The organism is Martelella alba (assembly GCF_005217455.1).
In the GTDB taxonomy this organism is placed as follows: Bacteria; Pseudomonadota; Gammaproteobacteria; order Enterobacterales; family Enterobacteriaceae; genus Acerihabitans.
In genome coordinates this window covers 1-21815 of record NZ_SZPQ01000057.1, presented here as the reverse complement: position 1 = coordinate 21815, position 21815 = coordinate 1, and the positions used below count along the sequence as shown (strand labels likewise).

General features: G+C 54.3%; 24 protein-coding genes. 14 read left to right on the top strand and 10 right to left on the bottom strand.

Annotated features, from left to right (window positions below; translation table 11 throughout):
- Positions 1–99: 99 nt before the first annotated feature.
- Together FCN80_RS23480 and FCN80_RS23475 are read left to right on the top strand one after the other, a co-directional pair.
- Positions 100–369, top strand: coding sequence for a hypothetical protein (locus FCN80_RS23480; protein WP_196239161.1), 270 nt, complete (start codon positions 100–102; stop codon positions 367–369).
- 137 nt (positions 370–506) lie between these two features.
- Positions 507–1487: a helix-turn-helix domain-containing protein gene (locus FCN80_RS23475; protein ID WP_136992753.1), complete on the top strand. Its 981-nt coding sequence runs from the start codon at positions 507–509 to the stop codon at positions 1485–1487.
- Positions 1488–1536: 49 nt separating this feature from the next.
- On the opposite strand, the gene fadK is transcribed toward FCN80_RS23475, so the two are convergent.
- From fadK to FCN80_RS23450, 5 genes are read right to left on the bottom strand one after another with little or no spacing between them, the layout of a single operon-like run.
- Positions 1537–3180: a medium-chain fatty-acid--CoA ligase gene (gene fadK / locus FCN80_RS23470; RefSeq protein ID WP_136992752.1), complete on the bottom strand. Its 1644-nt coding sequence runs from the start codon at positions 3178–3180 to the stop codon at positions 1537–1539.
- 23 nt (positions 3181–3203) lie between these two features.
- Complete coding sequence (locus tag FCN80_RS23465) at positions 3204–3497, bottom strand: ferredoxin family protein (RefSeq protein ID WP_136992751.1); 294 nt, start codon at positions 3495–3497, stop codon at positions 3204–3206.
- Positions 3494–4783 (bottom strand): FAD-dependent oxidoreductase, encoded by a 1290-nt coding sequence (locus tag FCN80_RS23460; protein ID WP_136992750.1) that lies wholly within the window; start codon positions 4781–4783, stop codon positions 3494–3496. Before FCN80_RS23460 ends, FCN80_RS23465 begins: the two co-directional genes overlap by 4 nt.
- A 46-nt stretch (positions 4784–4829) precedes the next feature.
- Positions 4830–5768 (bottom strand): electron transfer flavoprotein subunit alpha, encoded by a 939-nt coding sequence (locus tag FCN80_RS23455; RefSeq protein ID WP_136992749.1) that lies wholly within the window; start codon positions 5766–5768, stop codon positions 4830–4832.
- Between the two features lie 23 nt (positions 5769–5791).
- The gene (locus FCN80_RS23450) at positions 5792–6556 is read right to left on the bottom strand and encodes an electron transfer flavoprotein (RefSeq protein WP_136992748.1); all 765 of its coding nucleotides are present in this window, start codon (positions 6554–6556) and stop codon (positions 5792–5794) included.
- Between the two features lie 834 nt (positions 6557–7390).
- On the opposite strand from FCN80_RS23450, the gene FCN80_RS23445 reads away from it, so the two are divergent.
- Together FCN80_RS23445 and FCN80_RS27030 are read left to right on the top strand one after the other, a co-directional pair.
- Complete coding sequence (locus FCN80_RS23445) at positions 7391–8113, top strand: cupin domain-containing protein (protein ID WP_230492891.1); 723 nt, start codon at positions 7391–7393, stop codon at positions 8111–8113.
- Positions 8110–8310 (top strand): helix-turn-helix domain-containing protein, encoded by a 201-nt coding sequence (locus tag FCN80_RS27030; protein ID WP_230492890.1) that lies wholly within the window; start codon positions 8110–8112, stop codon positions 8308–8310. Before FCN80_RS23445 ends, FCN80_RS27030 begins: the two co-directional genes overlap by 4 nt.
- Before the next feature lie 66 nt (positions 8311–8376).
- Here the strand turns inward: FCN80_RS27030 and FCN80_RS23440 are convergent, their stop codons facing one another.
- The 5 genes from FCN80_RS23440 to FCN80_RS23420 form a co-directional block, all read right to left on the bottom strand.
- Positions 8377–9531 carry an acyl-CoA dehydrogenase gene (locus FCN80_RS23440; RefSeq protein WP_136992747.1) on the bottom strand — a complete coding sequence of 385 codons (1155 nt, stop codon included), beginning with the start codon at positions 9529–9531 and terminating at the stop codon, positions 8377–8379.
- A 13-nt stretch (positions 9532–9544) separates the two neighbouring features.
- Positions 9545–11140: an acyl CoA:acetate/3-ketoacid CoA transferase gene (locus FCN80_RS23435; RefSeq protein ID WP_136992746.1), complete on the bottom strand. Its 1596-nt coding sequence runs from the start codon at positions 11138–11140 to the stop codon at positions 9545–9547.
- Between the two features lie 277 nt (positions 11141–11417).
- Positions 11418–12176, bottom strand: coding sequence for a type I 3-dehydroquinate dehydratase (gene aroD, locus FCN80_RS23430; protein ID WP_136992745.1), 759 nt, complete (start codon positions 12174–12176; stop codon positions 11418–11420).
- Between the two features lie 126 nt (positions 12177–12302).
- Entirely contained in the window at positions 12303–13169 is an 867-nt protein-coding gene (gene ydiB / locus FCN80_RS23425; RefSeq protein WP_136992744.1) for a quinate/shikimate dehydrogenase, read from the bottom strand.
- Positions 13170–13193: 24 nt separating this feature from the next.
- Positions 13194–14462, bottom strand: coding sequence for an MFS transporter (locus FCN80_RS23420; RefSeq protein ID WP_136992743.1), 1269 nt, complete (start codon positions 14460–14462; stop codon positions 13194–13196).
- A gap of 115 nt (positions 14463–14577) precedes the next feature.
- On the opposite strand from FCN80_RS23420, the gene FCN80_RS23415 reads away from it, so the two are divergent.
- From FCN80_RS23415 to FCN80_RS23380, 10 genes are all read left to right on the top strand, one after another.
- A complete protein-coding gene (locus FCN80_RS23415) occupies positions 14578–14811 on the top strand; it encodes a hypothetical protein (protein ID WP_136992742.1) in 234 nt (77 codons plus the stop codon).
- A gap of 210 nt (positions 14812–15021) precedes the next feature.
- Entirely contained in the window at positions 15022–15429 is a 408-nt protein-coding gene (locus FCN80_RS26530) for a hypothetical protein (RefSeq protein WP_170975507.1), read from the top strand.
- 174 nt (positions 15430–15603) lie between these two features.
- Complete coding sequence (locus FCN80_RS26525) at positions 15604–15894, top strand: hypothetical protein (RefSeq protein ID WP_170975506.1); 291 nt, start codon at positions 15604–15606, stop codon at positions 15892–15894.
- A gap of 304 nt (positions 15895–16198) precedes the next feature.
- Complete coding sequence (locus FCN80_RS23405; RefSeq protein WP_170975505.1) at positions 16199–17908, top strand: nitrilase-related carbon-nitrogen hydrolase; 1710 nt, start codon at positions 16199–16201, stop codon at positions 17906–17908.
- Between the two features lie 19 nt (positions 17909–17927).
- Complete coding sequence (locus FCN80_RS23400) at positions 17928–19088, top strand: transporter substrate-binding domain-containing protein (RefSeq protein WP_136992741.1); 1161 nt, start codon at positions 17928–17930, stop codon at positions 19086–19088.
- 27 nt (positions 19089–19115) lie between these two features.
- The gene (locus FCN80_RS23395; RefSeq protein WP_136992740.1) at positions 19116–19721 is read left to right on the top strand and encodes an ANTAR domain-containing response regulator; all 606 of its coding nucleotides are present in this window, start codon (positions 19116–19118) and stop codon (positions 19719–19721) included.
- Between the two features lie 390 nt (positions 19722–20111).
- Positions 20112–20720 carry a nitrile hydratase subunit alpha gene (nthA, locus tag FCN80_RS23390; protein ID WP_136992739.1) on the top strand — a complete coding sequence of 203 codons (609 nt, stop codon included), beginning with the start codon at positions 20112–20114 and terminating at the stop codon, positions 20718–20720.
- Between the two features lie 18 nt (positions 20721–20738).
- Positions 20739–21056, top strand: a complete 318-nt coding sequence (locus FCN80_RS27310) for an SH3-like domain-containing protein (protein WP_306767925.1) — start codon at positions 20739–20741, stop codon at positions 21054–21056.
- Positions 21053–21403 carry an SH3-like domain-containing protein gene (locus FCN80_RS27305; protein ID WP_306767924.1) on the top strand — a complete coding sequence of 117 codons (351 nt, stop codon included), beginning with the start codon at positions 21053–21055 and terminating at the stop codon, positions 21401–21403. The genes FCN80_RS27310 and FCN80_RS27305 overlap by 4 nt, the downstream gene beginning before the upstream one ends.
- A 9-nt stretch (positions 21404–21412) precedes the next feature.
- Positions 21413–21815: nitrile hydratase accessory protein (locus tag FCN80_RS23380; RefSeq protein ID WP_136992738.1), on the top strand; the 403-nt coding region annotated here is incomplete at its 3' end.

The window sequence follows — 21815 nt, the reverse complement described above, 5'->3', positions numbered from 1 at the left end:
GTTAGACATGTATCCAAGCCTATCTCTTAAGTTAAGAGACTTCTACTGTCTGGTTTCGCAGGGGGCCTACTCACTTCTAATTTTTTCCTGTGTTTCACCATGGGCGCGCATTTCTCGATACCGATGGTGTTTTCACAGCAGAACACCGGTTTGCTGGTGGGGCTTAACGGGGTGTTTGGGACCACGGCGGGGATTCTGGCGCCGGTGTTCTCGGGGCTTATTATCGACATGACCGGTCAATACGAATATGCCTTGTACATGGGCGCGGCCATTGCCATCGTCGGCGCGCTGTGCATGGCCGCGGCCCGTATTAAACCCATCGGCGTTAAACCGGCCGCGGCGACGCCATCGCTGCGACAGGCGGGATGACGCCGCAAAGCCAAGTCACGCGCCGCCGTGATCCCAGGCGGCGGAAAAGTGACACGCGGCCGGATATGGCGTCGCAAAATCTGTCAAAATGCGCAAAGACCGGCCAGGGCTAACCCCTTAGCAAAAAGGACGCCACATTGACAACGACTATCCCCGCCTACGCCTTATATGGCGAGCAATCCGAACTGAGTTGGGAAAACTTTTTCAACGTCGAAGCATTGTCTTTCCGCTCTCGGGCACTGAACTGGCAAGTGTCGCCCCATATGCATGAATCCTTGCTGCAATTGCTGTTTATCCAGCGGGGGGAGGTGGATGTTCAGCTCAACGGCGCCCGCGGCAAAGCGCGAGCGCCCTGCCTTATCCTGGTGCCGGCGGGCACGGTTCACTGTTTCACCTATACGCCGGATTCCGAAGGCTCCACCATCACCGCGTCGCAAAAGCCGCTGGAATCCGTGATAAGCCTGCTGGCGCCCAATGTACTGAAGCTCATCGCCTCCCCCGCCATCGTTTCCCTGGCATTGCGGGAAACCGATCGCGACACGATAAACGGCTATCTTCGGGCCATGACGCGGGAGTTGTCGGTACCGAGCACAAATCAGATTGCGATGGCGATGTCGCATTTGACCTCGCTGTTCATTTACCTCGCCCGGATCGGCGGACGCGCCAGGGAAATCCGCGAATACGATATCTGCTCGCGAAAAACGGCGCAGATTCATAAATTCCTGCGACTGGTGGACGAGACATTTCGCCAGCGTCTGACGGTTCACGACTATGCGGACAGAATGGGAATGTCGTCTTGCCATTTGTCGCGTTTGTGTCGAGCGGCGCTGGGGATGTCGAGCCTGGATGTGATCAATGTACGGGTTATCCGGGAAGCCCAGCGCGAACTGGTGTATACGGCCCAAACCATTAAACAGCTGGCGGCATCGCTGGGTTTTAATGACGAGGCTTACTTTACCCGGTTTTTTCATAAGCATGCCGGCGTCAGTCCCTGTGCGTTCCGGGAACTGGCGGTAAAGCAAATCCTGTTGTCCGAGCAGGAAGCCGACCGTTTTCCGCACTATCCGCAAAACCGCATCGCGGCCATCGAAGCCACGGGGCAGGCGGCTTTCGCCTGAAGCCGGATTAAACGCCGCCCGGCCATGGCAAACCGGGCGCGGGCGCCGTCTAAGACGACGCCTCCGGCAGCCCCAGGCGATGAAGGATATCCTCCCGCAAGAGGTATTTTTTGATTTTCCCCGACGCGGTGCGAGGCAGTTCGTCCACCACCACCACATGCTCCGGGTATTTGTATTTGGCGACGCGCTTACGGCTGAAAAACGCCACCACGTCATTCAGCGTCAGCGTTTCGCCGGGGGCGTTGAGCACCACATAGGCGCAGGAACGTTCGCCGAGGCGTTCATCCGGCATAGCGACAACGCCCGCATCGCGGATGCGCGGGTGCTGAAGCAAAATTTCCTCCACCTCCCGGCTACTGATGTTTTCACCGCCGCGCACGATGATATCTTTTTTGCGGCCGGTGATTTTGATATAGCCGTCCGCGTCCATTCGGCAGAGATCACCGCTATAGTACCAGCCCTCTTTATCCAGAACGCGCGCCGTCAGCTCCGGTTCGTCCAGATACCCCATAAACACATTGGGGCCGCGGGAAACCTCTTCGCCTTCCTCGCCAAAAGGCAGCGTCCTGCGCGCCGGGTCGACGACCTTGATCTCAACGCCGGGCGCCGCCGTGCCGTCGGTGTTGATCACCCGGGCCAGCGTATCGCCGAGTTTCACCACCGCGTGGGGGGAACTTTCCGTCGCGCCGTATACGCTCAGCAATTTGATCCCCATCCGCAGGCATTCGCGGGTAATGCTCTTGGGGATCGTGGTGCCGCCGCACAGAAAAAAACGCAACGAGGATAGGTCGCGGGGCTGTCGCTGCACGGCGCACAACAGGTCGTAGACAAACGGCGTCGCGCCCATCACGCAGGTGCATTTTTCCCGCTCAAGCAGCGCCAGGCAATCGTCGGCATTGAAAATATCCAGCAGCACACTGCGCGCGCCGATGATGAAAGGCGCGGTGACGCCGTGCAGAAATCCGGTGGCATGGCCCAGCGGCGCGGGCATGAGGATCACATCCAGCCAACTGAGGTTCAGCGTCGCGCAATAAGCGCGCTCGCTGGCGAGAATATTATTGTGCGTCAGCATGACGCCTTTGGGCACGCCTTCCGTCCCGGAAGTAAACAATACCGCCGCCAGGGCGTCGCCCTGCACCCGCACCGGACTTTCCAACGGCGCGTGCATTTCCAGCACTCGGCTGAGGGAAAGTCTGTTATCGCCGGCGGGCGCCAGTTTATCCACGGCCACGACATCCAGCAGATGGGGAAGTTTATCGCGCAGCGGCGCGATGCGCGCCACTGGCTGGGTGTTTTTGAAGACCGTAGGCGCAAATAAGATGCGGGCCCGGCTTTTGTTAAGGGTCCACAAAAGCTCCGTTTCGCGATACGCGGGCAACAGCGGAACCGCAACGGCGCCCGCTTTCAAACATGCCAGGTAAATCAGGGTGAATTCGCACCAGCCGGGGAGTTGGAAGGCCACCCGGTCGCCGGGCGCGATACCCCGCGACAGCAGATAGGCGGCCACCCGTCCCGCCGCCGTATCCAGATCGGCATAGGTAAAAGACGCGCCTTGATTATCGATGACGGCAATTTTATCCGGCGCCATTTTCACCGACTGATGCCAATAGTCGGCCAGGGAAGCGTCCCCCCAATAGCCCTGCCGGCGGTACTGGGCCCGACGGGCGGTATTGAATCGTAATGTGACAGTCATTTATGGGTGTCTCGGGAAAAAGATCAACCGTAACGGAATTCGACGCCAAACATCCCCTGGGGGTATTGCCACTTCTCCAGAATGGTGTCGCCGCAAAGCACACGGCATGTTCCGCACTCCAGGCAACCCGCATAGTCGAAATGGATATTGCCCCCCTCGTCTTCCTTGTAGAGTCCCGCCGGGCAGGCTTTCACCAGCTTGCGGAACTGCTCCCTGTCCGGGTCGTCACGCAAAACAATATGCGGATGGCTTTCATCCACATGGAACTTGTCGACGCCCAGTTTGACATCGACATTTACCGGTTTTTCGCCGCTCATAGCGCCATCGCCCCCTTGATACCGTCCTTAACTAAATGTGACAGTCCGACTTGCCTGGCCCGGCGCAGTATTTTCGAGCGCAGCGGCTTACCGGGACTGCCGTCAAGAATGAACATATCCGCCATGAGGTCGGCGACCATACGCGGGTATTGTCTGAACATCCGCGGATTTTCCATCATGGCCGGCAGTTTGCGGTATTGATGCATATCCCGCAGGACAAACCCCGATTCCAGTCTGGTCCGATAACCGGCTAACCCATTGCGGGAAAAATCCCCGCTGTTATGCGCCTCGATGGCCGTGGTCGCCGCGGCCTGGGCCGACGCGATCGCCAGATCCATGCCGCGCACGGTATAGCCAAGATTCAGGCACAGGCCGGCCGCATCGCCGATGATCATCACACCCTCGCCCGTTAATTGCGGCACCATTGATAAGCCGCCTTCCGGCACCAGATGAGCGGAATATTCCTGAAGCGTTCCGCCGCGTATCAAAGGTCGAATGGTCGGATGCCGCTTAAAATCCTCAAGCATCTGCGGCACGCTTTTGGCGGCATGGGCGATTTCCCCCAGCCCGCATACCAGTCCCAGCGACACGGACTCGCGATTGGTATAAAGAAAACCGCCGCCCATCAGGCCATCGGAGGGGGAGCCGGCGAATAACCAGGCCGCCCCCTCCCCCTCGGACAACATAAAGCGGTCTTCTATCTGGCTGGGAGACAGCGCGATCACTTCTTTGACACCCACGGCATAGTGCCTGGGATCGGCGGGCGGTACCATGCCAATGGCCCGCCCCAGCAGGGAATTGACGCCATCGGCCAGGATAACGATATCAGCCTGTAACGCATCATCGCCGGCCTGTACACCGGTAACACGGCCCCCCTCCTGGATAAGGGAGTCCACCCGCACGCAGGGAATAAACTGGGCGCCCGCGTGTTCCGCCTGATCCATGAGCCAGGGATCGAACAGATTACGCAATACGGTATAAGAGGCTTTGACCGGCGAATCCGGCTGTTCACTGTGGAAATCCAGCGTCACCGCGCTCTCGTCGGTAAGAAACGAGATCTTTTCCCTGGTCACTTTACGTTCGACGGGCGCAGCGCGCGCGAAACCCGGCATGATGTTTTCCAGGCTGTGCGCATATAGACGCCCGCCGGTCATGTTTTTGCTGCCCGCCGTACTGCCGCGCTCGATCACCAGCACGTCCATTCCCGCCTTCGCCATGACGTAACCCGCGATGCAACCCGCCACCCCGGCCCCGACGACGATGGCGTCGAATTTTTCATCCGACATTGTCTTGGCTCCCTCCGCCCCGCCACATGCGGCAGGGCTTTCGCTGTTAACGGCCCAACTGCTCGATAAGGGCGGGGACCACTTTATAGATGTCCCCCACCAGTCCGTAGTCGGCATAATTGAAAATCGGCGCGTTTTTGTCCTTGTTAACGGCCACGATAGTTTTTGCGCCATTGCCTCCGACCATGTGCTGGATCTGGCCGGAGATCCCCAGGGCCAAATAAAGATCGGCTTTGAGCAATACGCCGGATACGCCGATGTAACGCTCGCGTTCCATCCAATGTTCGGCTTCGGCCACCGGCCGGGAACAACCGACTTCCGCGCCGAGCGCCGTCGCCAGATCCTCCACCATCCGCAAATCGTCCTTAACCGCCAGACCGCGGCCGACGCCCACGACCCGTTTGGCCTTAGCCAGGTCGACGCTGCTTAGGGATTTCATCCGGCGCGCTTGGCAGAGGATTTCGTGGCGGGGCGCGACATACCCGGCACTGTGCAGCGGACAGTCATGATCGGCGATGGGGGCGGCCGGCTCGACGGCGCCTGGGGCAAGTGTAACGATGGCGATCGAAGACAGTATTTTTTCGCTGCCGAAAGCCAAACCGCCGTACATGCGATGCTCGGCGACAGGACCGCCGTCATCCACCCGCAATGCCGTGACGTCGTTGACGGCCGCCGCCTTCAGCAAGACGCTGAGCCGGGCCGCCAGCGCCTTGCCTCGCTTGGTGGCCGACAGCAAGATAAGCGTGTCCGTTTGGTTACCCACCAGTCCGGTTAACGTTTCGGCATAATTTTCCACCCGTTGCTGAGCGGAAAACGCCTCCAGAACATAAAGCGCATCCGCCCCCAGCGGCTTGACCGCCGCGGCGGTGGTATCGTCCGCTACCACGACGTAGACATGCTCGCCCCATTGCCGCGCCCCGGCCAACAATTCGGCGTAGCGATCCACCACGTCGCTAAACACCCACACATTCGCTAATTTCTTCATAATGCTGGTTCTCCCGTCCCGGCTTAATTCACGATTTTTTTCAGGTGTTCGGCCAACCGGCCAACGGCTTCCGGCGAATCGCCCTCAATGATGATATGTTTGCGTTCGGCCTGCGGCGGCACCCGAATATCGCCCAACTCGGCGAGCGGCGACGGCGCCGTCCAATTGATATCGTCCGCCCCCCATTGGGTTACCGGTTTTTTACCCGCGCCGAGTATGGCTTTCATGGACGGAACCTTGGGCACATTGATGTCAGAGGTGACGCACAACACGGCGGGCAGCGGCAGCTCAAGCACTTCGACTTCCTCTTCCAGCGCCCGCTCCACGCGAACCCGATCGCCTTCCACGCAAATTGAACAGACGGCGTTCACCGTGGGCAGTCCGAGTATCTCGCCGGTCAGCAAGCCGACTTGCTGGGCATAAAGATCCCCAGCCCCTTCGCCAAACAGCAACAGATCAAAACCGATTTTACTGGCGGCGGCGGCCAATGCCCGGGCGGTGTTATTCGGCAAAGAACGATCCAGATGGGCGTCCTGCACCAGAAAAAGGTGCTGCGGCCCGCGCGATAGGATGTCTTTCCGCACTTTCGAGTTGCTGAGCATAGCGCCGCCAACGCTTAGCGCCGCCACCTGACCGCTATCGCCGGCCAATTGCACGGCGGCTTCGACGGCGTTGAGATCGAATTGACTGATTTGGACATTGGCGCGCGCGAAATCCAACGTCCGCTCCGCGGTCACCACAATATCTTGCTCTTCGGGCACCAGTTTGAAACAGGTTATGATTTTCATGCTATCTCCTATTAATCCGGTAAAAGAAGAGACTTCATCAAGATTCATGCTTTACACCGGTTGAGAATATTTTCCCGGGCCGGCCTTAACGCCGTGCGAAAATATCGCGAATACTCCGCAACGTGAAAATCTCACCCGGGAATAATGATTAGGAATCTGCCGACAGTGTGAAATAACTCACTAAAAAAAACGAGAGGATAATATGTTTTAGTTGCCAAGAATCTTGCAAAATAAATGTTAACCCTGGCAAATTGTTAAATATTTACAACGCAACGTTAACTATTTGTTCGTCAATACGCAACCGTCGATGCCGACAAATAATCCACCGGGCTGCCATTACTCAATGGGGGTATGGCCATATGCAACAGGCTAAGATGTGACGACCATCATGATTCCGCGCGGTTGCGGATTAAAAAATTTAAACAGGATCACGGATATGCGTTTACTCCTGTTCTTTAGAAAAATAGCGTCTCATTCTTCCGCCCCCTATTCGACCCGAGAGGGCCGCGCGTCACGGGAAAATAACGGGATCATAACAAACGGCTTTTTCATTCCGTGCTCCCCGCGGCAAATTATCTTGCATAACGGAACAATAATCTTGTTTTTACCCCCGTGTTTCATGATATATCATACACATACTTTAAATAATTCAAGTTGCATCGCGGCGGCAAGTAAACGGCAAATACGTCGGGAACGGTTTGAACTGCCAACAGCGGGCCTCACTCACCGCGAGGCAACGTGAAGCATAACGAGTATAAAGTATATAACATCTTCAATTGACTGGATAATGGCCTAACGGAGGACATTATCCTACCGAGAAACGTGGAGGTCGTCATGTATCAACGTTGGTTCGACAATCAAACAGATACGCTTTTTGAAAAGGGAATGACGCCGAAATTGTCCCGCTATGTGATAAGCGATGATCCCCATTGGGAATCCGGTCTTCATGTGCATGACGTTGAAACCGAATTAATGTTTGTAAAAAAAGGCGTGGTTCGGTTGACTATTGATGCATCAAGCTATGTCGCCCGAGCCGGCGAAATCATCGCCATTGAACACGGTTGCCTGCATTCGGTGGCGTCCGACCGCGAGTCGCCCGCCACCACCTGCACCTGCGCGGTGGTGGGTTTCAAAATCCGCGGGCTGGAGGAAAACCGGATTATGCAGCCCCACTCCTGCCCGGTCGTCTCCAGGGTCAAAAATATAAATGTGCTGGAAGGCGTGCTGCAAGAACTTGATGATCTGCTGTTAAGACAAGGGAACAACAACCCCGCGGCCATTTTCGATGCGCTGGGCTATACCCTGACCGCGCTGTTTTACGAAAATTTCAAAAGCGCCTACCGAACCGGGGCGGGATATCTCAAAAAAGACGCGTTGGTAAAAGATATACTTATGTATCTGAACAATAATTATCGGCAAAAAATCACCCTCGACCATCTGGCGGAAAAATTTCATGCCAGTGTCAGTTATATTTGCCATGAGTTCACCAAAGAATACCATATCTCGCCCATCAATTATGTTATCAAGCGCCGATTAACGGAGGCGAAATTGTTTTGACCAATACGGAACTTTGTTTAAACGAAATTTCCTTTCGGGTGGGATATGAGAATGTCGATCATTTCACCAAATTGTTTTTACGCCATGTGGGCTATTCGCCCTCGGAATACCGTCGGCAATTCAAGTACAGCATGTTGCATCCACAGCCGCCGGGAGAACATGAATGCGACGCAATCGCTCAAGCCATGCCGGCCTGAGCGCGCCGCCGTGGTTTACGACGCCGGATAAAACCGGCGTCGGAAGAGACTTCGGCTGCCGCCGGCTTACTGCTTGCCCTGAAAATCTTTCAGGATCTGCCGACCGGCGACATAGATCATGATTTCATCGGTGCCGCCGCCTATCCGTTCGCAACGAATATCGCGCCAGAATCGGGACACCCGCGCATCGTCCGTATAACCCAATCCCCCCATGATTTGCAACGCATCGTCGATCACCTCCAAGGCGGTGCGCGCGCAGTAGAGTTTGCACAGGGCGGCGCTGGTGCGTAACGATTGACGCTGATCCGCCTGCCATGCCACCCGCAAGACTTTATTGCGCATGTTATCGACTTTAACCGCCATCAGCGCCAGCTTTTCCTGGATCATCTGGTTATAGCCGATGGGCTTGCCGAAGGCGATACGCTGGTTGGCGTACCGCGCGGCATCCTCAAAAGCGCATTCGGCGAAGCCAGTGCTGCGCGCGGCATTGATAAGGCGTTCCATTTCAAAATTGTACATAACATTCAGGAAGCCCATTCCTTCCTCGCCGACCCTATCGCTTTCATCCACTTCGACGTTATCCAGGTAGACTTCGCACGTGCTGAGAATATGCCAGCCGATTTTATGCAACGGGTTGATTTTGATGCCCGGTTTATTCGATTCCACCCACCAGAGCGTAAAGGCTTTTTTCGGATCCTTTGGCTCGGGGTCCCGCGCCAGCACCAGCATATAGGGATATTCCTTGGCGCCGGTGATAAAGGTTTTTTGTCCGTTAAGATAGACTTTACCGTTTTTGCGCGTGTAGGTGGTGGTCGCGCTGTTATTATCCGAGCCGGCGCCCGGTTCGGTCAGGGCCAGGGCATAAGCCGGATCGCCGGTGGCCAGCGTGCTTTCCGCCGTTTTACGTAATTGCTCCGGCGAGCCGAACCTCAGCATACTATGGATACATTGTCCGTTGGTGATAAGAAACGCCGGCGCGCCGCATTTCGATACTTCCATCAGCGCAAGCATTTGCGTGACATAGTCGGCCGGGATCCCGTTATATTCTTCCGGCACGCCCAACAGGGAAATACCGTTGTCGGATAACGCTTTCATAAATTCTTTAGGATAGGTTCCCGTTTGGTCGCATGTTCTGAAATATTCCTCCGGGAAACTTCCGCTGATCAGTTCACGAATGCTGGCAAGCAGTAATTCCTGCTCCTCGGTTAAGCCAAAATCCATCTTCTTTCCCCTTCTATTGTTCGGCCTCGGGTAATACAAACCCCATGATTCTGTCGTGGAACATCCGTTCATCCATCAATTTCAGGTCATCGTCAATTATTGGCGTGAAATCCATCTGGGCGAGTATGTCTTTTTCCATGTCGACGCCGGGAGCTATCTCAATAAGATGCAAACCGTCCGCTTTTAGCGTAAAAACCGCCCGTTCGGTGATATAACGCACATCCAGACCACGTTGCAGCGCGATTTCACCGCTAAAGGTCATTTCGGGGATTGTTTTGACGAATTTTTTAACCTTACCTTCCTGGACGATTCGTAATTTACCGTCGCCGACATCCGTTTTTAAACTGCCGGCGGTCAATGTGCCGCAGAAAATAATTTTTTTCGATGTGGCGCTGATATCGATAAATCCCCCGGTACCCATGATTTTGCCATTGAATTTATGGACGCCCACATTGCCGTACTGATCGACCTCGGCGAAACTCAGGTAGCACACATCCAATCCGCCGCCGTGATAGAAATCGAATTGCGACGTCATATCCATAATGGCGCGGGTGTTGACATTGGCGCCAAACGCCACGCCTTGTGTGGTTATGCCGCCCACCGGACCGGTTTCCACCGTTAGAACGAATTCGTCGGCGCACCCTTCCTCGCGCGCCACCAAACCAATGCCATCGGCGATGCCTACCCCCACATTCCCCACCGCCCCCTTGCGCATCTCGTACAATGCCCGGCGGGCGACCAACTTGCGCTGGTTGAGCGGTATCGCCATCCGGGCGCTGTCATCCAGCACGAAATCGCCGGAAATAAACCGATTGACCGGCGCGCCGCCGTACAACTGGGTCTGACCGGGGTCCACCACCACGATATCCACGAGATAGCCGGGAATGCGCACGGATTTCGGATGCAATGTGGCTTTTTTAACCATTTTCTGGACCTGCATCATGACGATGCCGCCGCTATTATGCACGGCCTGCGCGATAACCAGCGCATCCAAATACATGACTTCGTCTTCGAAAGACGCATAGCCTTCGCTGTCGCACGTGGTGGCGCGTATGAATGCGATGTTGGGCGCAATGGCTTTATAATAAAGATATTCCTGGTTGTCGATTTCAACCAGTTTGATCAATTCATCTTTGGTTATTTCGTTAAGTTTCCCCCCTTGCTGGCGCGGGTCGACGAAAGTACCGATGCCGATTTGGCTTAAAATGCCGGGTTGGTGAGCGGCGGATGCGCGAATAGCCTGGGTTAGCACACCTTGCGGATAATTATAGGCCGCAATTTTATTTTGCTCGGCCAAATCAGAAATACGCGGCGATTGCCCCCAATGTCCGCAAAGCGCCCACTTTACCAAACCTTCCTGCGCCAACGGGCTGATTCCCCGTTCGGCCCGGTCGCCAAGGCCGGTCGGACTGATCAAGGATAAATTACGCGGCGAGTGGGTATTTTTATATTTCTCAGCCAACGCCGTAATTAATGTCGTCGCTTCAAGTATGCCGCCGCCGGCACCCAATATGCAGAGCGTGGCTTCATCCGGGATATAATTAACGGCATCTTCCGCTGATAAAACGGGCACCCTGCCATTAATTCTTTTTGGTTTTTCAAATTTCATAAAAACTCCTCATCAGGTGCGAAGTCATTTCGCCCTTAAACGGAAAAAACAAAACCGTTCCGGCAGGACAGATTCAGCGGCCTGATTGATGGTGGCATTTAGTGTCCCGGCATTGACCCTGCCGGGACAGAACATACGGTATATCTACTCGTCATACTTCACGTTGCCGCTTTATTGGCTGCGCTTGCTCAGCCGCAGAGTCGGCTATGCGCCTGGGGACGATGGGGGACATCCTGTCTCTCATCTACGGCCCGCCGTCGGCGGCTCCCCTGCCTTATCAGGATTTATGCAATATCTCCAGAACCGATCGCAATTCGCCAATGGCGATCTGCCCGGGCGCCGACGCTTTTTTAACCGCGCCGAACGTCGCCGCCGAACCGAACACTTCCCCCGCCAGCCGGGAGATAATGCCGGAACGGGACATGGACATGGTAATGATTGGCCGTTCGGCATAGCGCTCGTGCATTTCCAGCGTGGCGGCCAGCAAGGTCAGCACATCGGTCTTGTTTTGCGGCATCACAGCGATCTTGGGGATATCGGCGCCCAAAGACTGCATCTTGCGCAGGCGGCCGACTATCTCTTCCTGCGGCGGCGTTTTGTGGAATTCATGGTTGGACATCACCACCTTGACCCCTTTCGCATGGGCGTATTCCACTGTCGCCGCCACCGCCTGATCGCCGGAGAAAAGCTCCAGATCGATGAGATCCGCCAGGCCGCTATCCACAATGGCCCTGTTCAGGGCCAGATAATCGGCGGGCGCCAGCGCCTGTTCTCCCCCTTCCCGCGATGTGCGAAAGGTAAACAGTATCGGTTTATCGGCGATAAGGCGCCGGAGTTCGCGGGCCGCGGCGATAACGCGTTCTGGCGTCCCGGCATCAGCGAAATGATCGGCGCGCCATTCCAGGATATCGAAGTCGACATCTTGATAGGATTGCGCCTCAGCGCGAATCGACGCCGCGTCCTTGCCCATCAGCGGTACGATAATTTTGGGCGCGCCGCTGCCAATCGTCAGGTCTCTTACGGTTACGGTTTGCATTCTTTCACCTTCTATTTATGCCTTACGGCAGCCGCCGGGCGGGCGCCGACTGCCCATGAAACGACCCGCCGGCGGGAATGTGCGCCACGCGCGGAAACCGGCGTTGCTTATCCCCGCTATAAACCATCACGCCTCGAATCCCATGGCCTTTTTGATGTATTCCAGCGGAAACTCCTTGCCTGTCCAGAGCTTGAACTGTTCAGCGCCCTGCCAGAGTAACATACCGTAACCATCCACCGTTTTGCAGCCAACGTCCCCGGCCATTCGCAGCAACCGGGTGATATGGGGGTTATAAACGCATTCCGACACCAACAACGCGGGCCGCAACATCGACTTATCGCTGACCACGCATTCGTTTTCCAGCGGTTTCATGCCTACTTTCGTGCCGTTGGTCAGAATATCGGTCCCGGCGATGGCGGAGGCAAAGGCGTCTTGGTTCGCCAAGTCGTGGACGGTAATGGTGCAATTGGTATTGTCATTGACGCGCCGGGCAAAATCGAGCGCCTTTTGATAGAACTCGTCCTTTCGGTTAAACAGCTTGATTTCCTTTATGCCTTCAATGGCCGCCTGCGCCCCGATGGCCGTTGACGCGCCGCCGGCGCCCACCAGCACCATTTTTTTGCCTTCAATGTCGAAACCGGATTCCTTTATGGCCCGAATATGTCCCGTGCCATCGGTGTTGTAGCCTTTGAGATAGCCATTGTCGTTGACAATGGTGTTGATGGCGCCAACCAGCTTGGCCGCTGGGCTCAGTTCGTCCACATATTGACAGGCCAATTGCTTGTTGGGCATGGAAACGCCGGTGCCACGCATTTTCAGCGCCTTCAGTCCCTCGATTGCCTGGCCGAAAGCGGTATTGTCTACTTCGAACGCCATATAGGTATAAGGCAGTCCCACCTGTTCCAGGGCTTTATTTTGCATTTCAGGGGATAAACTGTGGCGGATGGGATAAGCCATTAAACCAATCAGTTCATATTTTGCAGTAACATTCATTTTATGTTCCTTCAAACAAGAAATTTATGAGTGCGATGGCTTATTATTGGCGGTTTTCAGGAAAAATACGCTTTCACCCACGCGCACATCATTAGCGGGTATACTGAATACCTGGTAATAACGGTAAAAGACGATAATGGCCGTTATCAACGAAACCGCCGCGCACGCAACATCCAGTAATATGATGGTATTCAAACCAATCTTAGATAAATAACCGGTTATTATGGGAATAACAAAATTGGATAAGCCGCCCATCAACATATAAACGCTGGTCACCTTCGCCTTGCTTTTTGGAAAAAACTCCGACATCACCGAGACGCCGAGCTGTAGTAAACCACCGGCGGCGGAAAAGCCGATAACAAAGGCGCTGATATTACACACCAGCGGCGTGGGATAGGCATAAATGATGATCCCCGCGATGACCGCCAGCGCAGAATTGAAAACATTGGCCCAAACCGGCCGGACCCAATTTTTCAGTAACAACGCAAAGGCGAAGACACAGACCAGCGATCCCATGCTGTAATAGGAAATCGTTCTGAGCGCCTCGGCCTCGCTCATACCGGCATAGGCCATGGCGTATTTCGGCATCCACACCACAATGATGTAGAAAGTGGAAAAAATGGCGACGCCGAACACCACGGAAGCGGCGCCTTCAAGCCACATCAAGGGTGGGCGTTTGATTTGCGGCAAATCCCGGGTCAGATTTGCATCCACGTTCTGGCTGGGAAACCGGCTTTTCATCAGCAATGCCGCGATCAGCACGAACAGGATGCCGGGGACGATGATGCCGTAGCCATACCACATTTTGTTGAGCAGTAAATACCCCACCAGTAGCGGGTAAAGCATCTGGCCGAACGATACCATCGCTTTGATCAAAATGACCGCCGATCCCGATGTCTTGGGGTAGGCTTCCATGAGCGCCGGATAGGCGCCGGTGTCCAGAGCGGCATTGGCCACGCCGACGCAAACGGCCAGGATATAAGCCGTAAACAAATTGGGGCTGGCCGGAATACCGAAGAAAAATAGCACATACAACCCGATACCCAGCAAAATAACGGCTCGCCGGCCAAATTTGTCTGAAATGACGCCAAAAAATAAAATACTTATCAACCGCCCCAAGCCAATACCTGATATAAGATAGGCGATACCCGCACTATCCGTACCAAACTTGGTGGCCAGTTGCGTCATATTCTGTGCCAAGGTGATGACGCTGACGCCGTGCAGAAAATAACTGAGGTAAATACCCATCACAGCTAACAAAAATGGCGCGTTGGGGGCATTCTTTTTTTCCATGCTCTTCTCCTGGGATAGGCTCTAATGACGTTATCCAATGTAGGCAATCCTGGAGTGGCGCAATACGGTATATAAGGTTTTCTTTGCTAATTTTATTGCTAGCGAGGGGAAATAAATGGACGGGTATTGTTGTGAAATTGTATTTATTTCACCAATTCACTACACCTTCGCCTTCTTAACGGATATGACCACCGTCGATTTCATCAATACAGTTGAAAACATGGGACATTTTATTTTGTCGCGTTATGCCGGTCCCGCGCTGCCCGCTCTCAACGCCATTCCGCTAACGGTAATCGCCTTAAGCAATGTGACGAAGACGACATTTTTGCCTTGGCGTTCTCGCGGTTAAGGGTTCGGGCGACGGCATCTTCCGGCGTGCGCCGCCGGGTGCATTAACCATTCGTTTACCTTGAGGGCAAACCGACGCCATGCGGGTGCATGGAATATTGCATGGCGCGGTAACTATTTTGCATTCACCTGGGTGCCTAAAGGCTTCTGGCCGAAAAACCCGCTTCAATTCGCTGTGGCTTGGGTGATCTGCACGGTCTGCGTGGCCTGAGTGGCCTGGGTTGACGACGTATCCGAAGTGGATGTTAATGACGTTATGGTCGGGGCGGACGCCGAGGCCGATGTCGACTGGGTTGTGGATGCGACTGTGGTTGTGGATGTCGTCGACGGCGTCGTGGCCGATACGGTTGTGGTTGCCGTCGTCGGCGTCGCGGCCGATGCCGTTGTGGTTGCCGTCGTCGGCGTCGTGGCCGATGCGGCTGTGGTTGTCGGCGTCGCGGCCGTTGTCGCTGACGCGGTCGTCGTTGCCCCCGCCGACGCCGTGGCCGCCTTGGACGCCGCCGTTGATGTTACCGCCGACGCGGTTGCCGTTGACGACGCCGGCGATAGAATTTTACTCGGCGTTGTTGGCGCGTCCGCCCGTTCGGCGAAGGCGGGTTTGTTGTTCACTATCGTGTAAACGACATGCTTTTCGTTATGGGGATCGGTGGTCACCGTCACGGACGGGATGGTGACATGGCCAATGAGCGATCGCGCATAGCCCCCGATTTGATGTTTCCCGGCGGGAATGCGCAGTTCCACGCTTTCCCCGGCTATCAACGCGGCGGCGTCACTGCCGTCAACGGTAACATAGATGGTCGAGCCGTCTGCGGCGGGATTTGGCACATCCGTCACGGTAACGAGCGTTGCGCCAGTGGAAAAATCCGACGCGGATTTGCCCGCCGGGGAGGTGGCGCATCCCGTCAATGAAATAACAGCGGCCAGAGCGGCCAGGGCGAAGCGATTGGTCATGTTGCGGTATCGTCCTATAGCAAATATCGTGATCAAGATAACAAGATACCCGCTATCTTTGGAACAATTTTCGCTACCACTGCGATTTATCCCTCACCCGGCGGGCGCCGGACTGACATTGAACGTGGAATAACGGGAATCATCTATGGATTTTACCGGTAGTATTTATCACCAAAATGGGGCAAGAAAAGCCATCGACGCACCATAAAGCGGCATCATCTTCGCCGATGGGTCGCTAAAGCGCTTTAACATACTTGATCCGATTGAAAAACAAACATAATACATATTGGCATCAAATTTGCTTTAACATATATAGCGAGATTATTTAACGATCAATCAAATCCATAAAATTCGATAGTTGTTACATTCACTACTATCAAGGCAAAGTTGCCCCATTGACGCATTGCGTCAATGGGGCTTTTTATTGGAGTCAGAAAATGATTAAAGCACCTGTTGTCGTTGCCGCCATACAATTTGAACCGTCGCAATTTTTCAAAGAAAAGAATATATTGCGATTGCTGGCCTTGGCCGAAGAGGCCGCCATCAACGGTGCTAAGCTGATAGTCATGCCGGAAATGGGTACAACGGGCTATTGTTGGTTGGAGAGAAAAGAAATCGCCCCTTATGTCGAAACGGTACCGGGCGATACCACGGACCGCTTTGCCGGTATCAGTAGAAGATACGGTTGTTATTTAGTGCTCGGCATGGCGGAAAAGGATCGCCAGAGCGACCTTTACTACAACACCGCCGTGTTGATAGGCCCCGATGGCGTAATCGGTAAGCACCGCAAGACCCATCCGTATATATCCGAGCCAAAATGGGCCGCTAATGGAGATTTGGGACATCAAGTTTTTACCACACCCATCGGTAATATCGCACTATTGATTTGTATGGATATCCATTTTATCGAAACCGCGCGTCTTGCTTTTGTACAGCAGGCTGATGTCATTTGCCATATTAGCAACTGGCTTGCGGAACGCACTCCCGCACCGTATTGGATAAACCGCGCCTATGAAAACGGCTGCTATCTCATCGAAAGTAACCGTTGGGGAGCGGAACGCGGCGTACAATTTAGCGGCGGCAGTTGCGTCATCAATCCGGATGGACATGTACAAAACTGGCGCGACACCGGCGACGGTATCGTTTATGGTACGCTTGAGCCTACAACGTCATTGCGTCCTCAGTTGGCGTCGCGGCGACCGGAACTCTACACCAGCTTAATGACCCACCCCTTTCTGTGGAATCCGCTGGATTTTTTCGCTCTGTATGCAAAAGCTCCGTTGCCGGTTGGAAAAATGTCGAGCATCGCGGTAGCACAATTCACACCGACAAACGATCTGGACGCCAATCTGGCGCAAATCACCCATTGGGCCGTCGCGGCAGCGAAAAGCGGCGCCGAGTTGCTGACGCTGCCGGAAAGCAGCCTGACCGGGCCATATTGTTCAGCCGACACCGCGATTTCGCAACAACATGAAGCCATTCGCGCCTTAATGGATCTCACTGCCCGGCTTCGGATCCATCTGGTGGCGGGAATGGTGGAAAAATACGCCGGCGCCTGTTACAACACCGCGTTGCTGCTGGGTCCCGATGGCCTCATCGGGCACTACCGTCAAATTCATATTCGCGACGGCGACCGCGTGTGGGCCAGTGCAGGAGAAACATGGGCGGCGTTTGATCTGCCTTGCGGCCGTGTCGGTTTGCTGATAGGACAAGATTTGCTCTTCCCCGAAGCGGGACGTATCCTGGCTATGCAAGGATGCGACATCATCGCTTGCCCCTCGTCACTAGCGCTACCACCCTCTATGGCACATCCAGGAACCAACGTGCCACACAGTTATCCGATAGCAAAAGGCCCTTCCCCGCATCACTGGCTCATACCCCGTGTAAGGGCGGGCGAGAACAATGTGTATCTCAGCTATGCCAACGGTCACGAAAGCGGTTTGAGTGGCATTTTTGGCCCGGACACCTTCGCCTGGCCGCGACAGGAAACATTGATTACCGAGACTCGGGCGCTGGCCATTTTGGATATCGACACCAGTAATCTCGCTTCGGGTTACCCCACAAATGTGGTGCGCCGTAAAGATCTGGTGGCTATGCGACAACCGCATCATTACCCACTACTCATTGCGGCGACTGATGTCGACTGAACAAAGGAAGGGGACACTTATGCATTCCGGAGAACGTTATTTCACCCACAAAGGCCGCAGCAAGCGCACCATCCCGGTCGGGGTCCTGTATTCCTTGTCCGGACACTATGGCGGCATCGGTCGGGAGATGCTAAACGGCATCATGCTGGCTATTGAGGAAGCCAACGCTGACGACGCACTGGATTTCACGCTGGCGCCGATCATCTACGACCCTGGCTGTCAATTGGACAACTATTATCGCTATTGCAGCGATCTGCTCTATCGCCACGGTGTGAAACATATTGTCGGTTGCTATACCTCGGCGTCGCGTAAGCTAATTCTGCCGCTGGTGGAAGGTGCCAATGCGCTGTTATGGCACACCGCGCGTTATGAGGGCTTCGAGAGCAGCGATAGCGTTATGTACTTGGGCGCGGTGCCAAATCAGCACGTACTTCCCATGCTCGATTATGTTTTAAGACACTGTCCGCCAGAGGTTTATCACGTCGGATCCAATTATATCTGGTCGGAAGAAATCGATCGTATCACTGGCGATGTTCTTGAAGCGCATGACGGCGCGTTGATCACGAGTCAATTTCTCGCGTTAGGCGAAACGGACGTCTACCCGATTATCCAAGATATCCTTGAGCGCCGGCCACCGGTAATACTTATCACCCTCGTGGGAATTTCTGCCTACCGGTTCTATCAAGTGTGGAAGGAGATGGCGGCTACCCACGCTTTTTTGCGCGAAGCCGCACCCACCCGTTTGAGCCTGACCTTGTGCGAACACGAGGTCGCTCTGGTGGGGGCAGAAGCGCTAGAGGGATGCCTGGTTTCCGCTGTGTATTTCCACAGTATCCGCAATCCACAGAATCGGCAATTCGTGGCACGCTACAGGCAACGTTTCGGCGAGCACGCCATGACCACCGTAGATGCGGAAGCGGCCTGGATGAGTGGGCATTTTCTCGCTAAAGGCATCCAGGCGAGCGGTGGCGAGGATCCCGCATCGGTACGTGAAGCGGTATACGGAATCGAACTTACCGCACCAAATGGCATCACCCATATTAATCGAGAGAACAATCACGCCAGCTTGACGCCGCGTTTGGCACGGATCGGCGCCGACGGCCAGTTCCATCTGCTTTGGGAAGCGCCCTCACCTGTCACGCCGGATCCCTGGCTTACCTGGTCCGATTTGTCCCGATAACCTGAGACGCAAGGGGTAATGGCACATATGCAAAAGCAACTGCTGGTGGTGAGGGGATTACGTATCGCGCTTGTTAGCTGCGCCGCCCGCGACGAGAGTTCGCTGCTATTACAGTTTCAACGGCTGGGCATTCAGGGCGAAAGCTTTGCCGACTACAGCCCGGCCATTTTCGATGTGCCTTACGATAGTGTCATTTTTGACTCGGACAATCGCGCGCTGATCAAACAACTGGAACGCCATCCCTGGCCGTCGCTACCCAAAATCGCCTTGATGGGTATGGAAACCCCGTCGCGAGTAGCCTGGGTTATCGAGCAGGAGGTCAATGGCTGTTTGAGAAAACCGGTAAAATCCGCGGGGATTCTGTCGACCATTATTCTGGCGCGCCACCATTTCTCGCGTCAAAAAGAATTAACCGAAAAGATTAATCAGCACGAACGTCGAATTCAGCTCAGACGCTTTTTGTTATCTGCTCAATTGCTTTTAATCAAAGAGTTAGATTGCAGTGAGAAATACGCCTATGAATTATTACGCCGACTTGCCACCGAGCAGCGAAAAACCATTGAAGAATTTTGCGTGACGCTATTATCGCATCCGGAAGCCTGGACTCGACATATCAAATCGTTATCACTGTAAAAACATTGCCGGCAACCAGGAAGCGCACCAGAACAGGGATAATGTCGCACTAAGAGTGCACAATAACTTTTCGAACAGACGAGCATCATTTACTACGAAATCCAGAGGTAACATAGATAGTTGTTTTGATTAGGTAAAAATTGTTTATTGATATTCGCCATTTGTGGCATCTATATTGCTTTAAAGTGATGGTGCAGTAAATATATAGCTAAGCTGGCGTCAGGCGGCAGGAAATCAAATTTGATGACCGCCAAGCGGGCGCTGCGGCAACATGGCGATGGCAAAGATGCCCCTATAGCTCGATAAGAGCTAAGGGGCTTTTTTTTGCGCAAAATAGTCCCCCCTATGCAGTGGTGGATGACAGTAGCAATAAATAAGAGAGGAAAGACAATGAGCGACAACACTGAGCCGACCATCCCGCCGAATATTCCGACATTGAGGATAAAGGCCATACAATCTTTATTGATCGAGAAAGGCTACATCAAAGCCGAAGCCGTAGACGAGATCATTGATATTTTCGAACACCGTTTCGGCCCCAAAAACGGTGCGAGAGTGGTGGCTAAAGCCTGGATCGATCCCGCTTATAAAGCGCGTCTGCTTTCGAACGCCACCACCGCCATTGCCGAACTGGGATTTACCGGACTGGAAGGCGCACATATGCATGTGGCGGAAAATACCGATACCGTGCATAACGTGGTGGTGTGTACGCTGTGTTCCTGTTATCCCTGGCCGACTCTCGGCCTACCGCCGACCTGGTACAAAGCGCCCCAATATCGCTCGCGGGTGGTGATCGAACCCCGTAAGGTACTGGCGGAATTCGGCGTTTCGCTCCCGGAAAACGTCGAAATTCGCGTGTGGGACAGTAACGCCGAGATACGTTATATGGTTTTGCCTCAACGCCCGGGCGGTAGTGAAAACATGAGTGAAGAACAATTGGCCGAACTGGTGACCCGTAATGCCATGATCGGTACCGATCTGTTGTTACCCACCGTTAGTTGAGCCCAGGAGGAACACATTATGAATTCCATTCACGACGTTGGCGGCATGCATAATTTGGGTCCAGTAAATATCGACCTTAATGAACCGGTATTCAAGGCCCAATGGGAAAAGCACGTTTTTTCCACCATTGGCCTCTATTTTGCCGGTGGATTATGTCCTATAGATGAATTCCGCCATGCCATAGAAGTGATGAATCCGGCGGAATACCTCACGACGCCTTATTACGTTCATTGGTATCACGCCATGGAGACACTGGGCGTCAACAATGGTCTTTTCACGCGGGATGAGTTGGAAGCCAAGGTCAAACAACTTACCGAACAAGAGGCGCGGTCATGAAGATTCTCGAAAAAGAACAGGTCTACGAGGCAGTGAAAACCAATCCGGTATATGTACGATCTACCGACCGGCCGATTCGTTTCACTGCCGGTGATAAAATTCGCGCAAAAAATATTCATCCATATGGCCACACCCGGCTGCCCCGCTATGTGCGTGGCTGTGTCGGCACCATCGTCCACCATCACGGCTCGTTTGTTTTTCCCGATACTTATGCCCATGGCAACGGCGAAAATCCGCAACATGTCTATAGCGTACGATTTGAAGCCAAAGCGCTGTGGGGGGATACGGCGGAAAACTCGGCGGTCTATCTCGACTTGTGGGATGACTATATCGATGCATTGGTATAAGGAGATCACATGTCGTCTCTCATGATGTCGGCCATCCCGCATGTCGCCGCGGAAGAGCCGGAAATGGTCTTCGGCGAGCCCTGGCAAGCGGAAGCATTTGCGACGGCATTACAGCTGTCACGAAACGGCGCCTATAGCTGGAGCGAGTGGGTGCAAACTTTTTCCGGCATAATCCGCAGCCAGCCGCAGCGCGCTGAGGAAAGTGCCGGAGAAGCCTACTACCGTCAATGGCTGGCCGCACTGGAAGCACTGTTGCGGGAAAAAGCGCTTCTGAGCGGCGAAGATGTGGATGAGCGCCAGGCGCTGTGGTATCTGGCCTATCTCAACACTCCACATGTGATCTTGACCCGTTATATTCAGACAGCTTTTATCTCTAAGTTAGTGTTATCCGTCGGCTCCGGTATTCCCTCGG